The 13051-nt window shown below is 60.3% G+C and carries 24 protein-coding genes; 12 read left to right on the top strand and 12 right to left on the bottom strand.

Going from position 1 to position 13051, the window contains the following annotated elements; translation table 11 throughout:
• Positions 1 to 2: 2 nt before the first annotated feature.
• The 8 genes from OKW35_RS38360 to OKW35_RS38325 form a co-directional block, all read right to left on the bottom strand.
• Positions 3 to 803, bottom strand: a complete 801-nt coding sequence (locus tag OKW35_RS38360; protein WP_429554794.1) for a RecB family exonuclease — start codon at positions 801 to 803, stop codon at positions 3 to 5.
• Positions 803 to 1090 (bottom strand): KTSC domain-containing protein, encoded by a 288-nt coding sequence (locus tag OKW35_RS38355; protein ID WP_429554793.1) that lies wholly within the window; start codon positions 1088 to 1090, stop codon positions 803 to 805. Before OKW35_RS38355 ends, OKW35_RS38360 begins: the two co-directional genes overlap by 1 nt.
• 48 nt (positions 1091 to 1138) lie before the next feature.
• On the bottom strand, positions 1139 to 1444 hold the full coding sequence (locus OKW35_RS38350; protein ID WP_429554792.1) for a hypothetical protein: 306 nt from the start codon (positions 1442 to 1444) through the stop codon (positions 1139 to 1141).
• A 5-nt stretch (positions 1445 to 1449) separates the two neighbouring features.
• Entirely contained in the window at positions 1450 to 1671 is a 222-nt protein-coding gene (locus tag OKW35_RS38345) for a hypothetical protein (RefSeq protein ID WP_429554791.1), read from the bottom strand.
• Positions 1668 to 1907, bottom strand: a complete 240-nt coding sequence (locus tag OKW35_RS38340) for a hypothetical protein (RefSeq protein WP_429554790.1) — start codon at positions 1905 to 1907, stop codon at positions 1668 to 1670. Before OKW35_RS38340 ends, OKW35_RS38345 begins: the two co-directional genes overlap by 4 nt.
• Complete coding sequence (locus OKW35_RS38335) at positions 1904 to 2074, bottom strand: hypothetical protein (protein ID WP_429554789.1); 171 nt, start codon at positions 2072 to 2074, stop codon at positions 1904 to 1906. Before OKW35_RS38335 ends, OKW35_RS38340 begins: the two co-directional genes overlap by 4 nt.
• 126 nt (positions 2075 to 2200) lie before the next feature.
• Positions 2201 to 2524: a hypothetical protein gene (locus tag OKW35_RS38330; protein WP_429554788.1), complete on the bottom strand. Its 324-nt coding sequence runs from the start codon at positions 2522 to 2524 to the stop codon at positions 2201 to 2203.
• Positions 2525 to 2616: 92 nt separating this feature from the next.
• The gene (locus OKW35_RS38325; protein WP_187617482.1) at positions 2617 to 2865 is read right to left on the bottom strand and encodes a hypothetical protein; all 249 of its coding nucleotides are present in this window, start codon (positions 2863 to 2865) and stop codon (positions 2617 to 2619) included.
• Positions 2866 to 3191: 326 nt separating this feature from the next.
• On the opposite strand from OKW35_RS38325, the gene OKW35_RS38320 reads away from it, so the two are divergent.
• Positions 3192 to 4178: a LysR family transcriptional regulator gene (locus tag OKW35_RS38320; protein WP_429554787.1), complete on the top strand. Its 987-nt coding sequence runs from the start codon at positions 3192 to 3194 to the stop codon at positions 4176 to 4178.
• A gap of 210 nt (positions 4179 to 4388) precedes the next feature.
• On the opposite strand, the gene OKW35_RS38315 is transcribed toward OKW35_RS38320, so the two are convergent.
• Complete coding sequence (locus OKW35_RS38315; protein WP_429554786.1) at positions 4389 to 4790, bottom strand: hypothetical protein; 402 nt, start codon at positions 4788 to 4790, stop codon at positions 4389 to 4391.
• A 70-nt stretch (positions 4791 to 4860) separates the two neighbouring features.
• Here OKW35_RS38315 and OKW35_RS38310 point away from each other — a divergent pair, with 70 nt between their 5' ends.
• Positions 4861 to 5127 (top strand): transcriptional regulator, encoded by a 267-nt coding sequence (locus OKW35_RS38310; protein ID WP_429554785.1) that lies wholly within the window; start codon positions 4861 to 4863, stop codon positions 5125 to 5127.
• A 132-nt stretch (positions 5128 to 5259) separates the two neighbouring features.
• Here the strand turns inward: OKW35_RS38310 and OKW35_RS38305 are convergent, their stop codons facing one another.
• From OKW35_RS38305 to OKW35_RS38295, 3 genes are all read right to left on the bottom strand, one after another.
• On the bottom strand, positions 5260 to 5742 hold the full coding sequence (locus OKW35_RS38305) for a hypothetical protein (protein ID WP_429554784.1): 483 nt from the start codon (positions 5740 to 5742) through the stop codon (positions 5260 to 5262).
• On the bottom strand, positions 5739 to 6212 hold the full coding sequence (locus tag OKW35_RS38300; protein WP_429554783.1) for a hypothetical protein: 474 nt from the start codon (positions 6210 to 6212) through the stop codon (positions 5739 to 5741). The genes OKW35_RS38305 and OKW35_RS38300 overlap by 4 nt, the downstream gene beginning before the upstream one ends.
• Positions 6213 to 6366: 154 nt before the next feature.
• A complete protein-coding gene (locus tag OKW35_RS38295; protein WP_429554782.1) occupies positions 6367 to 6654 on the bottom strand; it encodes a hypothetical protein in 288 nt (95 codons plus the stop codon).
• A gap of 208 nt (positions 6655 to 6862) precedes the next feature.
• Here OKW35_RS38295 and OKW35_RS38290 point away from each other — a divergent pair, with 208 nt between their 5' ends.
• The 10 genes from OKW35_RS38290 (at position 6863) to OKW35_RS38245 (ending at position 13050) form a co-directional block, all read left to right on the top strand.
• Positions 6863 to 7168 (top strand): DNA-binding protein, encoded by a 306-nt coding sequence (locus OKW35_RS38290; protein ID WP_429554781.1) that lies wholly within the window; start codon positions 6863 to 6865, stop codon positions 7166 to 7168.
• A gap of 1 nt (position 7169) precedes the next feature.
• The gene (locus tag OKW35_RS38285; protein WP_429554780.1) at positions 7170 to 7373 is read left to right on the top strand and encodes a hypothetical protein; all 204 of its coding nucleotides are present in this window, start codon (positions 7170 to 7172) and stop codon (positions 7371 to 7373) included.
• Entirely contained in the window at positions 7370 to 7831 is a 462-nt protein-coding gene (locus tag OKW35_RS38280; protein ID WP_429554779.1) for an XF1762 family protein, read from the top strand. Before OKW35_RS38285 ends, OKW35_RS38280 begins: the two co-directional genes overlap by 4 nt.
• Complete coding sequence (locus tag OKW35_RS38275; RefSeq protein ID WP_429554778.1) at positions 7828 to 8586, top strand: hypothetical protein; 759 nt, start codon at positions 7828 to 7830, stop codon at positions 8584 to 8586. The genes OKW35_RS38280 and OKW35_RS38275 overlap by 4 nt, the downstream gene beginning before the upstream one ends.
• A complete protein-coding gene (locus OKW35_RS38270) occupies positions 8583 to 9950 on the top strand; it encodes a DNA cytosine methyltransferase (RefSeq protein ID WP_429554777.1) in 1368 nt (455 codons plus the stop codon). The genes OKW35_RS38275 and OKW35_RS38270 overlap by 4 nt, the downstream gene beginning before the upstream one ends.
• A 29-nt stretch (positions 9951 to 9979) precedes the next feature.
• Positions 9980 to 10882 (top strand): hypothetical protein, encoded by a 903-nt coding sequence (locus OKW35_RS38265; RefSeq protein WP_429554776.1) that lies wholly within the window; start codon positions 9980 to 9982, stop codon positions 10880 to 10882.
• A complete protein-coding gene (locus OKW35_RS38260; protein WP_429554775.1) occupies positions 10879 to 11094 on the top strand; it encodes a hypothetical protein in 216 nt (71 codons plus the stop codon). Before OKW35_RS38265 ends, OKW35_RS38260 begins: the two co-directional genes overlap by 4 nt.
• Positions 11095 to 11273: 179 nt before the next feature.
• A complete protein-coding gene (locus tag OKW35_RS38255; protein ID WP_429555127.1) occupies positions 11274 to 11747 on the top strand; it encodes a RusA family crossover junction endodeoxyribonuclease in 474 nt (157 codons plus the stop codon).
• A gap of 9 nt (positions 11748 to 11756) precedes the next feature.
• On the top strand, positions 11757 to 12452 hold the full coding sequence (locus OKW35_RS38250) for a hypothetical protein (RefSeq protein WP_429554774.1): 696 nt from the start codon (positions 11757 to 11759) through the stop codon (positions 12450 to 12452).
• A 208-nt stretch (positions 12453 to 12660) separates the two neighbouring features.
• Positions 12661 to 13050: a terminase gene (locus OKW35_RS38245; RefSeq protein WP_429554773.1), complete on the top strand. Its 390-nt coding sequence runs from the start codon at positions 12661 to 12663 to the stop codon at positions 13048 to 13050.
• Position 13051: the final 1 nt, after the last annotated feature.

The following is a 13051-nucleotide window of genomic DNA, read 5'->3' as shown; positions in this document are numbered from 1 at the left end:
TCTTAAGCGTGAAACATGCAGGTCTTCCACCGCGCGCAGTACTTCGGCGAGCAGAGGACCGATTGGGGATTGGGAGGAAACAGGCCACTGCGAAACATTTCTGCGGCGAACTGGATAAGGCCGCGGTGGTCTTCGGTGCCCACCATGACGCGTCGCGCGTCGAACAGCGGGCTGACCATTGGCGCTGTCTTGCCGGCGGTCGGCAGGGCGATGATCTGGCCGCCCACCGTCGGCTCCTTCGTGGTGTGCTCGTACAAAAGCTGGTAGGTGCCGAGCTGCGCCGACTTGCCCTTCAGGTTCACCTGGCCGTTCTGAATGATGGCGCGCCCAGTCTTCAGGTCAGGAATGGCAATTCCGTCCTCCCGGCGCGCGACGCGTGCGCGGTCCATCGAACCGGTCAGGCGCACGATAGTGCCGCCGCCGCAGTCGATCTCGAACGGCGAGAGCTTCATTTCGACTGCCGTGTACTCGAACTGAGGGGCGATCTCCAGGCAGTACAGCGTATGCAGCGACAGGCCGATCCGCTCGGCTTCGCGCAACGTCAGATCGTCGTCGCTGTAGTCGACGTCTTGCGTCGGGTTATGTAGGGTGTCGATGAACACGCCAGCGGTATCGTCAGGCGACAGCGGGTTGCCGTCGAGGTGCGCCTGATCGTTCGCCGCGGTGCTGGCGTGCACCGCGGTGCCGAGCGTGGCGCGCAGGCCCGACGCCTTGCGCATGCCGAGAAGGTGTTCGCCTTCAAATTTCATTGCGCAGTCGAACAGGGTTCCCCATGCGGATGCGCGGATCGTTATCGTGCCCATTAGGAGGCCCGCCCGGTGTAAGGCTTCTTCTCGACGCAGACGCACGGAAAGCGGTGCGGAAACGGCCTGATGTGGTGGTGAAAATGCGTGCCGATCGACTTGGCCTGCCGGAGCGCCTCGAAATTCGAAGGTGTGAAGTTCGAGTAGTAGTAGAGCGAGGCGGGTGCGCCGGTCTTACCGTCTTTGAACCGAACCGCCAGGGTGCCGGTCGAGGGATCGTAGCCAATGCTGTAGATCTGTGAGGACTCCACAGCATCCATCGCGATTTTCGGAGTGGGTGTGTTCATATCGGGCGTTAGGGTGAGGGGTTGATCAGTGCTTGCTATGGGGCTTCACTACGCGACGCATCTGAGATAGGGCCACGCAAGAAACTCGACCTCGGATGCGTATCGTCCAGCCAGTTCCCTCAATTCGTCGTAGCCGTCATCGCCGTGTTTCAGTGCAACCAATGTGGCCGAGCGGACGCCAGCGAAGTAGCCGACCCGGAATGACATGTCGCGGCTGCTCATCCACCAGTTCAGGCGGATATCGTTTGCCGCAACGCGCACCAGTTGCATCGCCTCCGCGAGCGCAAGGGCACCGCGTTCGGCGACGGTCAAGCTATCGAGCGGCGCGTGCAGAATTTCGAAGTGACAGCGCATCGTGGTCAGTCCGTGTAAGCGATGTATTTGAACCGGCCGCCGCCGAAGTGCTCGAAGCGGCCGCCGAAGGTTCCGCGCACGGCGTTCTCGACGTATTCGCGCGTCGCGCTGGGAGGGTAGACCCCTTCCTTGATCATCGTCGCGCTCGAATGCCCCTTGCTGTGCCAGTCGATCTTCGTGGTGTCCAGCTCGCGTGGGTCGTGCATCACGTGGATGGGTAAATTCATGCTGTACCTCGGGCGTTGTTGGTGAGTTGCGGTGCCACATCGGTGTTGATGCAGACCAAAGCGAGAGCAGTGGAGACGAGCAGCAAGACCATCGCGAGCCACGTCCAGACTGGATGGCTGCGTTCGAGCATGTCGAGGCGGCGCACGGCGCTGTCGCTGCGGACGAAGGTCAACAGCGCGCCGCAGGCGAGCGCGATTAATGCCCAGATGCCAATGAAGTCGAGGATCGAACTCATGCGCCACCACCGGCGCGCAGCGCGACGACGAGCCAGAGGAACGCGCCGACGGCGACGCTATAGGCGAGCATCGTGGCGACGGCGCGTACGCGGCGCCGCGCTTGCTGGCACGAGCTGAGCAGCGCGTTATCGCCGGGCGCACGACCGAGCAAGAGGCGAGCGTTCATGCGGCACCTCGCGCAATGAGGTCGCGCGCGATTTCGCGCATCAGGTGTTCGGTCAGTGCGCCGTGAAGTCCTTTTCTCCGTGGCAACGCCCGTAGGTCGAGGAGGTCTTTCGCGAGGACTGACATTTCAGCACCCCGCAATGATGAATGTGCGGTGGTGCGGCGCGGCCTCGGTTGACTCCGGCTCCGCGGTCGTCGTTGCTGTGTCACGAGCGCGTAACGCCCGGGCCTCGATTGCCTGGTTAAAGGCGTGCAGCAGCACGAGTCCCGCGTCGAACGGTTCACCGTCGATCAATGCGGTCAAGCAGCGCTGTTGCGTCGCCTGGGGCTGTGTTTGCAGCGCCGCAAAGATGTCGGCGACGGTGATCGAATGGACGACTGCCAGATGTTCGTCGACGATTTTTTTCGCGGGGTGCGATGCCAGCGGTGCAGAGGGTGGAAGGTGGTGCATCCTTGCTCCATCGGTTGGGTGGCGATGGAGAGAAGGTTAGTGAATGCTAAACTTATAGTCAAGTAATAAATAAACTTCGGTTTAGGTGATGCTTAATCCGCCAAGTCCGGGTCGAGCTTGACGTAGTAGGAGAGCGCTTCCACGAGTGCATAGCGCGTCAAGGCGTCATTCGCACAATACTGGCCGGTTCGGTACACGCGATGATGCTCATCGTGTCCGAATTCGATAACGATGCGACCAAGGGGGCGGCGATTCTTGGATGGCAGAGGCACCTGCTGAGCAACGCCGCCGCCGGACTGGCGACGTCTTTCGAGATACGGCGCGAACGAAATGACGTTCACAGCTGCTCAGCCACAAGCGGGCCGAACGCTTCTTTCGTCGCGTCGTATAACGTCGGCTGTTTTCCGCTTTCTGGTCCAGTCGGCATGTCGGCAACCCGCAGCTTCGGCTTTAGCGCTGTGCGCTCGAGCTGAATTTCTCTCCTGTTGAACTGCCCGTACGGTACCGGTTTCCACGGTCCCGCATAAGGTCGGGAAACCTGGACGCGTCCAGGAAACCTGGACACCGCCCAAAGCCAATATCGGCGGCCTTCTCCGGGTTTTCGTGTTGAAATCAGTTCACAAAATGACGACGCTTTTGTAACAAGGCACGAAAATTGGAGGGCAAAATGTCGGACCTAGCTTTTGTGGATAGGCTCGGTAGTGCGCGGTTGCATCATCTGCAGGTACTGGTCGCTCTTGCGGACGCCGGCAGCATCCGCAATGGAGCACAAATGCTCAATGCCCCCAAGTCGACGGTCGGCTCGAGTATTCATCAGCTGGAGGCGTATATTGATGCGCCGCTGATACAGGGAACGTCGAGCGGCATAATGCTGACCGACCAGGGGCGGATTCTGGTGCCATACGCGCGCCGTATCGTTACGGAGGCGAGCCGCGCGGAACGGGCACTCCATGCAACCCATCGGGAGCGGCGAGACATCTTTTCGATAGCTGTGACGCCTTGGGTGACGTTGACATTCCTTCCGGAAGCAGTGGAGCGCTTTCGGGAGCGAATGCCAAATGTCCGGTTCGAGTTCTTCGAAGGGCTGCCGGCGCTTGTGTATCCGGGTTTGCGTGACGGCAGCATAGAACTGTCTATCGGACGGGAGATGCCCGGTGAAAAGAATCCGGACATCAGTTTCAGGCCGCTCGTATCTTCAAGCATGGCGATCGTGGTTCGCCGAGGGCATCCGCGTGCCGACAGTCGCTCACTCGCGAATCTGCTTGATCTCGAATGGCTCATGGCATTGGATGCGGAGTCTGAAGGCCAGATACCGTTCAGGATGTTTGAGCAGTACGGCTTACCAATGCCGGCAGTCATCCACTTTGGACATTCGCTCACCTTCTCCCTCGCACTATTGCCTAAGACGGACATGGTTGGCGCTTTCATGTGGCCGCTGATTGAGGTCAGCGCGGCCCGGGACAACCTTCGGGCGGTGCCCATACGCGAGCATGTCGACGACACGGTGATCGGCCTCTTGACGCGAAGCGACGTTACTATGAGTCCTGCCGCGAACTGCTTTATCGAATGTCTGATCGACACGATCCGTGACAGCATGAGTTCGTCCGATCCCGATACCAGGCGGGTGATGCATACAGTCGAGTTACTGATCTAGAAGGGCAAACTCCGCTGCAAATTTCTTACGGCGCCTGATCCGTGCGCGGGCCGGCGACATGCATACAAGAAGCATCGAGCAGCGCGGGGCAGATGTGGCAATGGCGCGAACAGGTTAATCAATGAACGATATGGCTTGTATCTCAAAAATCACCGCTCAATAGATAATAACTATCTATTTGTCGTAAAAATAGCCGCTCGCGCGGCTGACCTACTCATTTGCTGCATGTTTTCGACGTCGGCGCGGCGGCGGCGCGATGACGACTTCGGCACGATCATCGACCGCTTCAGAAGAGAGTGCTGACGCGCCTAGAAGGACTTGGAGTGCCTGTGCTATTCGCATGATCTCCGCATCATCACGCCCCTCAACGACCTTCAGCAATAGTGACGCCCCAGGGCCAAGTTTCCCGTCGGAGTCTACCGATTCGTCATCTAAGGTTCGGTCGAGGACGCCTTCACCCATCCCATAATCGCGTTCCAGACGTCGTGCAGCGCGCTCTCCAAATGATGCTCCACCCAGCAACTGGGAGAAATAACTCTTCTCTTTTGAGGGCACGGAGTGGCTTTCAGTCCACTTCAGCAGGTTGGCGCGGCGAACGTCTTGGATATCCATACCGTAAGTTTAGTCAATTCTAAATTAGTGATCACTTGACCATTGGTTTAGTTGAAACTAAACTGGTCGCATGAACCTCAAGGAATACATCGCCGGCAGCAAGCGCGGCACCGCGAAAAGGCTGGCTGAATCGCTTGGCATTTCACAGTCCTATCTGTCACAGATGGCGAGTGGTCAATCACCGATCTCTCAAGAACGTTGCTTTCTCATCGAACAGCAAACGGCCGGAGTCGTGATGCGATGGGAGTTAAAACCACGTAACTGGCACAAGCTCTGGCCTGAACTGATCAGCAAGCCTGGCTCGCCGCCGGTGCCCACGGCAGAGGAGGTGGCGTGATGACGGTACGCATCGATTCTCTGGTCTTCCACAAGAACGGAACGATCATCGAAGTTCAGACGAGACTGGATGAGTTTTGGATTCAACTGTCGCCCGATGTTGGCTTCGGGCGATTCGCTGTGGTGCCAAACGTCAGTGAGCGGGGCTTATCAAGAACGTTCCAATTGCTTGAAGTGCGACCGGCCAGTTCGCCAGCCCCGCATCCACAAGTTTCAGTGTCAGGTGTTTTATGGTCTCGCCGGGCAGTTCGCGAAGCTGATCAAGCAATCGTTTCTTATCAGGCTGGGCTAGATCAGACTCCGCAATCCGCAGGCCGATCAGTTCGCGCAGGGTGTCCTCATGAAATTTGATCGTGACCACGCTCAGGATTGCAGTGAGTCCACCGTCGTCGGCAAGGAAATCCAGGCCGGCCGGCGTAATCGACAGGCGAAAACCGGCAGACCCCATGTTCCAGGTGACGAGGCCGTGCCCGTCCAGATAGAGGGCGTTCGCCCGCACAACGTCATCGCCGTATTGGCTGGCCAGTGCCTTCCACGATTCGGCCGAGATCGCCTTGGGGTAGTCGTCGGCGAGAGCCTGGAGAAGTGCGCGCTGAAGTGCTCGGTCAAGCTTCATTTGAGTTTTCCTGAGAATGTGGTTGCTGGTTTGTCCCGCCAGCGATTGCGCCCCGGCGACAGGCAGGAAATCTGGCCTGAACTGATCAGCAAGTCTGGCTCGCCGCCCGTTCCTGCTGAGCGGGAGGTGGCGTGATGACCTATTTGAGCAACTGCACGATCAGCGGCATCGCGGCAATCGTTGCCATCACTGCGGCGATAGCAGCCATCACGTTCGCGAAGATGGCCATGCGCCGCTGCAATCTTTCCGATGCACGACTTCTTGCCGCTTCCGCCTCCAATAGCGCGAGCACCGATTCCAATGACTGCGCCTGCTGCCGGGCCAAGCCCGGAAGCGGCGAGGGAGGTATGTGCGGAGGCATCTTGGATAGCGATGACATCGTATCTAGAAGTGAGCGAGGAGAGTGATTTGGATTCTTTTGCATATTTCGAGGTAACGGGTTCGGAATGGTGGCGGAGGCGCTCGGCCATCCTCGCAACGGAGGTGGCGTGACGAAGAACTCCCACCTGTCCGCCCGGGCTGGCGACACCGTTTCAGTAGCGAGCGGATACGAACTCGTACCGATTGGCGTTGACGGAGCCGAGACCATATACCAGGTCCGCGCAGCCGGGCAAAAGGCAGTCATCAGTCATCAGGGTCGTGAGATTCCGCCTGCACAGGAGGCTGCGCACCAACGCGCTGCAACGTCTCCCGCACTAGCGTCAACGCGCCGATCTGGTGCTCGGTCTCGTCGCCTGACGCGCCGAGCATTGCGACGAGCAGGTTTTCGCATTCGCCCTCGAAGTGTTGAAGAACGTCTGCTTTCGTCGCTGCTGGCATTGACCGAAGCAATGCCGTCGCAAAGGCGGCGAGTGCGGAAACGTGGCCGTTGAGCTGCGCGACCTGCTGCTGGAGATTTTTGATTTCGTCCACAGGAGCTTCCTTCGTGAAAAGAGTTGATGTCGTGACCTGGGCGGTCGGCGCCTAGTCTTGCACGGATGGGGGTTCCTGCCTCTCAAAAATCCGGCTGCGCCGCGGTCCTCCGTAGCGCGTGCTGGGTGTTTCAACCGTGCCCCATCAAAAGCGTATCAACGACGGCTTTCATGGGCACTCCTTAAAAAATGAATGATGGTGAATAGAGATGAATCAATCGATAACAGCAACGCGGCGCCAGAGTATCGAGGCCGCAATTCGAACTGCGATTAGCGATCCCCGCGCGAAGCAGCGGATTCTTGACGCCACTGGCTGGGACAAATCCGTGCCGTCGAAGCTCGTGCAAGACAACCCGCACGGCATCACGCTCGATAAGCTCGATGCGGTACTGTCCGCGCTCGATTGCGTGGTCGTGACACGCCGCTACCTGGACGCCGTGACCACGCTGGGCGAGGTTGGTATGTTCTGCTGCCGCGCCCGCGACGGCATGGGCGAGTGCGGTGCAGGGCGCTGACATGCGCGAACTGTTCGAGCAGGCAGCGTTTCGGGCTGGATTGACTGCGGCGCACCGCGGCGTCCCTTTCCATGAAAACCCGCTGAAGCCGGGGCCGTTGTCGTGCTTCGCAAGGCAATGGGAGCAGGGATGGTCGGCGGTCGTGGAGTCGATGTGCGATCAGGAACAACTGCGGCAGCCGGGCTTTGTGCTGGAGGTCGCGTGATGCTCGTGATCGTCCCTAGCTCGCTCGACGAGGCGAACGCTTTCGTCGCCGCACACCATCGGCATCACGGGCCAGTCGTTGGCCATAAGTTCAGCATCTCCGTCGCTCGCGAGGTCTCGGCGGACGTTTTCAGTGTCTGTGGCGTCGCGATAGTCGGCCGCCCCGTTGCGCGGGGCAACGACGACGGCTGGACGCTCGAGGTCACGCGCTGTTGCACCGATGGCTCGCGGAACGCGTGCTCGATGCTCTACCGCGCGGCGTGGCGCGCCTCGAAGGGGATGGGCTACCGGCGAGTCATCACATATTCGGACCCGAAGGAAGGTGGCGCGAGCTTGCGCGGGGCGGGATTTCGGCTGGTCGGCGTCCGCGGCGGCGGCAACTGGAACACGCCAGCGCGGCCACGCGTCGACACCGATCAGTTGCTGCGTGGGCAAAAGCTGTTGTGGGAGGCGGTGTGATTCACTACCACGGTCTTCCCATCACTCCTGGCACCGCCGCATTGCGTGCGATCGGTGGTGGGCACGCGTTCGTTTCGTTCGAATCTCCGGAGCAATTGGGGCTTGTGCTCGACGTGGCACAGACGTTCGCCGTTGACAACGGCGCGTTTAGTGCATGGCGCGCGGGCCGGCCGGTTACGGATTGGTCGCGCTACTACGCGTGGGTCGCTGAATTGCATCGCTATCCACCATTCGACTTCGCAGTGATTCCCGACGTGATCGATGGTGACGAAGCTGAGAACGATGCGTTGCTTGACGAATGGCCGTGGCGACACCGCGCGCCGTGGATTGGGGCGCCTGTGTGGCATTTGCACGAAAGCCTCGAGCGGCTGGAACGCCTCGCGTCGACGTGCCTACGAGTCTGCATCGGCAGTTCGGGCCAATTTGCGACGATCGGCACAGACGCGTGGTACACGCGCATGTCCGAGGCAATGAACGTCGTGTGTGACCGCGACGGCCGGCCTATCTGCAAGGTGCATGGGCTGCGCATGCTCAACCCCGATGTGTTCACACGCTTTCCGTTCGCGAGCGCTGATGCGACAACCATCGGACGCAACATCGGGCTCGACAGCAAATGGAAGGGGACCATACGTCCACCGACGAAGGAATCGCGCGCCCAGGTGATGCGTGATCGCATTGAGATCTACCAGTCGCCGACGTTTTGGGAGCGCTCAACGGCACCGATTCAACAGGCGTTCGCATTGGAGGTCGCATGATCTACGCCGATGTTTGTACAGGCATCGCCGCAGCTTCCGTTGCGTGGCATCTGCTCGGGTGGCGCGCCGCATGGCATAGCGAGATTGAGCCGTTTCCCTGTGCCGTGCTGGCGCATCACTATCCCACAGTGCCGAATCTCGGCGACATGACACGCTTTGAGGAATGGCCCGATGCAGCTATCGATCTTCTCGTCGGAGGAACCCCTTGCCAGTCCTACAGCATTGCGGGACTTAGAAAGGGACTGGCAGATCCGCGTGGCAACCTCATGCTCACCTATCTTGCCATTGCTCGCCGATACGCTCCCCGTTGGCTGGTCTGGGAAAACGTCCCCGGTGTCCTGTCGTCGAACGGCGGCAGGGACTTTGGAGCCTTCCTCGGCGGGCTGGCAGAACTCGGGTATGGGTTCGCCTACCGCGTTCTTGACGCTCAGTACGTCCGAGTGGAATCACACGCTCGCGCCGTCCCTCAGCGACGACGGCGTGTGTTCGTTGTCGGATATCTTGGAGATTGGCGACGTGCCGCAGCGGTACTTTTTGAGCGTGAGAGCTTGCGCGGGCATCCTGCGCCGCGCCGAGAAGCGTGGCAAACAATTGCCGGCGCCATTACACGCGGCGCTTTTAGCGGTGGTGCGGGATGCCGACCAGAAGGAGCGGCAGTAAATCACTTCGTGCCCGTAACTCCGCACGTGGCGCGAGCCCTAACGACCAGCAACCAGCGCATCGATGCGGAGACGGAAACACTGCTGGTCGCAAACTCTCTACGCGCCCAGCAAAAACTTGCACACCGTGCCGACATGGACCCGTATGTCACGCACGCGCTCCGCGGTGAAGGATTCGACGCGAGCGAGGACGGTACAGGCCGCGGAACTCCGCTGGTGCCGATCGCATTCGACTGCAAAGCATCCGGGCGCAACGGCTTTTCGGTGGGCGATGTGGCGCCGACATTGCGCAGCATGGGCCATACCGGTTCGCACCATAACGGCGGCGGCCATGCCGCAGTCGCGCATTCCGTCTGCATGGGTAGCCATCCGATTCATGCTGCCGAAGTGGCAATGCCACAAACGACACGAAACGGTGATCCCGGCGTCGTTCAGTACGGCGCGGCCGTCCGCCGTCTGACGCCCCGCGAGTGCGAGCGCCTGCAGGGTTTCCCCGACGACTACACCCTGATTCAACTGCCGAAGCGGAACCGCCACGGGACTGTCACGCGAATGCCACTGGCGAAGGACGGCCCGCGATACAAAGCCCTTGGCAACAGCATGGCAATCCCTCCGATGCACTGGATCGGCTCCCGAATTCAAGTCGTCGACGACCTGTTCGGCGAGACCGGCGTGGATACGCGCGCACTGCAGGCGGTTGGTTAATGGACTGGCTTAGATGGTGGCATGGGACCGTGACGGACCCGAAGTTCGGATGGGTCGCTCGTAAGAGCGGCCAAACAGTCGCGTCCGTCGTTGCGGTATGGGCGGCTCTGCTCGAATGCGGCAGCACTGCAACGCAATGCAACGCAGATGCAACGCGCGGCAACGTTGCATCGTTCGACTGCAACGATTTCGATGTTTTGTTCGGTCTTGATGACGGCGCAACACAGGCGATTTTTTCTGCGATGGAAGCAAAAGGACTGATCCGTGACGACTTCCTCGTGAAGTGGGAGGAGCGTCAGCCGAAGCGTGAGGATTCTGGCAATCCCAAGACTGGCGCGCTTTCCAGCACTGAGCGCAGTCGGTTGCGTCGAGAGAAACTGAAACGCGAAGGGACGCAAGGCAACGATATGCAACGCGATGCAACGCAAGGCAACGCACCAGAGGAGATTAGATTAGATAAGAGTAGTAAACCTAAAGGTTCTAACGACGACGGTGGAGACTTGATACGTGGTAGCGCTGTGGATAACTCCGAAGCGTCGTCGTCGTTGAGTGCGAAAGAGATCGCCGAATTGCTGAGGCTGTGGGAGTGCGAGCGCGGCAAGAACCCGCGATTCGCGCCGGACGCACAGCAGATCGTCGAGTGGGCAATGCGCGGCATCACCGCCGAGCAGCTGCGCACCGCTTACGACGATGCAGTCGCGCAACGTGACCACGACCGCGACATGACAGCGGTGAACGCTGGTTTCCTCGACCCGTTTGTCGCGAAGGCTCTCGCGCCACCGAAGCCGAAACCGTTGCGATCGATGACCGACGTCGAGCTCGAGGCGGAGGGGCGAAGGCTCGGCGTGAGCACGCACGGCCTCAAGCTCGACCAGTGCATCGCGAAGCTCGAGCAGGCTCGTACGCAGCACAAAGGGAGACCGACGGCATGAAAACGCAGGCCGAGAAATTCTGGATCGTGTGGTGCCCGACTGGCGAGAAGCCGCCGAGCTTCCGGCACTTGAGCGCTGGCAGCGCCGTCGCGGAAGCCGAGCGGCTCGCGATCTCAAATCCGGGGCGCGAGTTTTTCGTGCTCGGGGCTGAAATGTCGTACTGCGCTGTCGCGATGCAGCGCGTCGAGTACTTCGACGGGATTCCGTTCTGACCATGAACGCCGATCCGAAGAAAACCCGTGGCGGGATCAGGAACCCCGCCACAGCAGCGAGGAATGCGATGAATAAGCAGAACCCCGGCGCAGCACGTATCCGCGACGAGATTTCCACGGCAGCACGCGCACTGCAGTCGCGCGGCCCCGCTCCGCTCGAGCAGGCGATCAGCGCGCGCATCGGCGCGCAGTCGTCGCTCATTCCGACGTCGCCGGTACGGCAGCGTGTCGAGTTCACCGTGCCGGGCGCACCGGTAGCGAAGGGGCGCCCGCGCTTCGCGCGTCAGGGCGCGCACGTTCGGACGTTCACCCCGGAGAAGACCGAACGTTATGAAAATCTTGTGAAGCTGGCGGCGCGACAGGGTATGGGTACGCGTGAGCCATTTGCGGGCCCGGTGCGTCTTGTCGTGCACATCGCGCTGCCGATTCCGGCGAGCTGGTCGCAGAAGCGGCAACGCGAGGCGGCGGACGGATTGATCGGCGCGACGAAAAAGCCTGACGCAGACAACGTCGTGAAAGCGCTGAAGGACGGCATGAATGGTGTGGTGTATGGCGACGACGGGCAGGTCGTCGACCTGTGGATCTCGAAACGCTACGGCCGCACGCCGGGGGTGCACATCGAGGCGATCGAATTGAATTTACAGCGGGCATAGGGACGCGCGATGAATGACGTAATTTTTGAATCAACCCCGCAGGCATTGCACGTGTCGTTTCTGATTCTGTCGCAGCCGGCGATGCAAAAAATCCAGATGCGCGCCGCACTCATTCGGGCGATGGAGGCATTGCCGGACCTCAGCGGGCCGCAGCGTTGCTGGCTCGACCGTCTGCGCGGCGCGCGGTCATCCAATGTCTGTTTTGGTGAACTGGATATGCTGGAGGTGCGGGGGCAGTGCTCATTGATTGTCGCTGCGGTGACTGACCGTCTGCCACGTCCCGAACGGGCCGCGTTGCTGGCACGCTTCGGTGCTGGCCCCGAGAAAGGATTGGGCATCATGTTGCTCGTGGCGTATGCGCGGTCAAGAGCTGGTATCACGTCTCGCCGTGTGCTGACTGCGCTGGTGATGCGTCACTATGCCCCGCGCAAGAGCCTCGACGGTATGTCCATTCGTGATCTGGCCGACCGTCTCAAGGTGGACCGGAACAAACTGTTTCGGGCCGCCAGGTGGATGGCATGCCATTTTGCCGTGCTTGAATCAATGGGGATTGAACGGCTGCACAGGATATTTGAACGCGACGGAGTGGTCGAGGAGGATCCGGCTGAGCATGATGAAGCAGTTAAACGGGTGCTAGCGGCTGTCCGGCGAACGAGTGTCCGAGAAGCTGCGCCACGTAAGGCTCAGAGGGCTCAATCGGCTTGACGCTGTGAGACAAAAGCCATATAGTTTCGCCAGAATCGCCGTAAGTACATCCGAAGCCCGCTGAGCCAAATGCCAGCGGGCTTTTTCGTTGGTATTTCCCATGCAGAAGAAGTCCGAACCGAAGCGCGCCGGTCGCCCGTCCCGCTATCGGGCCGAGTTTGCGGAACAGGCGCGAAAGCTATGCCTGCTAGGGGCGACGGACGTTGAGATGGCGGATTTTTTTGGTGTGTCGGAGAAGACAGTCAACGCGTGGAAGAAAGCGCATCCGGAATTTCTTCAGTCCACCACGCGCGGGAAGATGATGGCCGATGCCGAGGTTGCCGACCGGCTATATCAACGCGCGCTCGGCTATTCGCACCCAGCCGTCAAGATCATGCAGTTCGAAGGCGCGCCGGTTGTCGTGCCCTACACAGAGCATTACCCGCCCGACACGCCGGCGGCGTCGCTTTGGCTGCGTAATCGACAGCCATGGAAATGGCGCGATCGCACTCAGCACGAGATCATGGGCGAGAACGGCGGTCCAATTGAATCGATCTCCACCGTGACGAACGACCCAATCGAAGCCGCGAAGATCTACGCCAAGCTGATGAACCTGTAGC

Origin of the sequence: Paraburkholderia sp. MM5477-R1, from assembly GCF_050436385.1 — a bacterium.
GTDB lineage: Bacteria > Pseudomonadota > Gammaproteobacteria > Burkholderiales > Burkholderiaceae > Paraburkholderia > Paraburkholderia tuberum.
The sequence above is the reverse complement of the archived record's forward strand: the minus strand, read 5'-3'. Positions and strand labels throughout refer to the sequence as shown.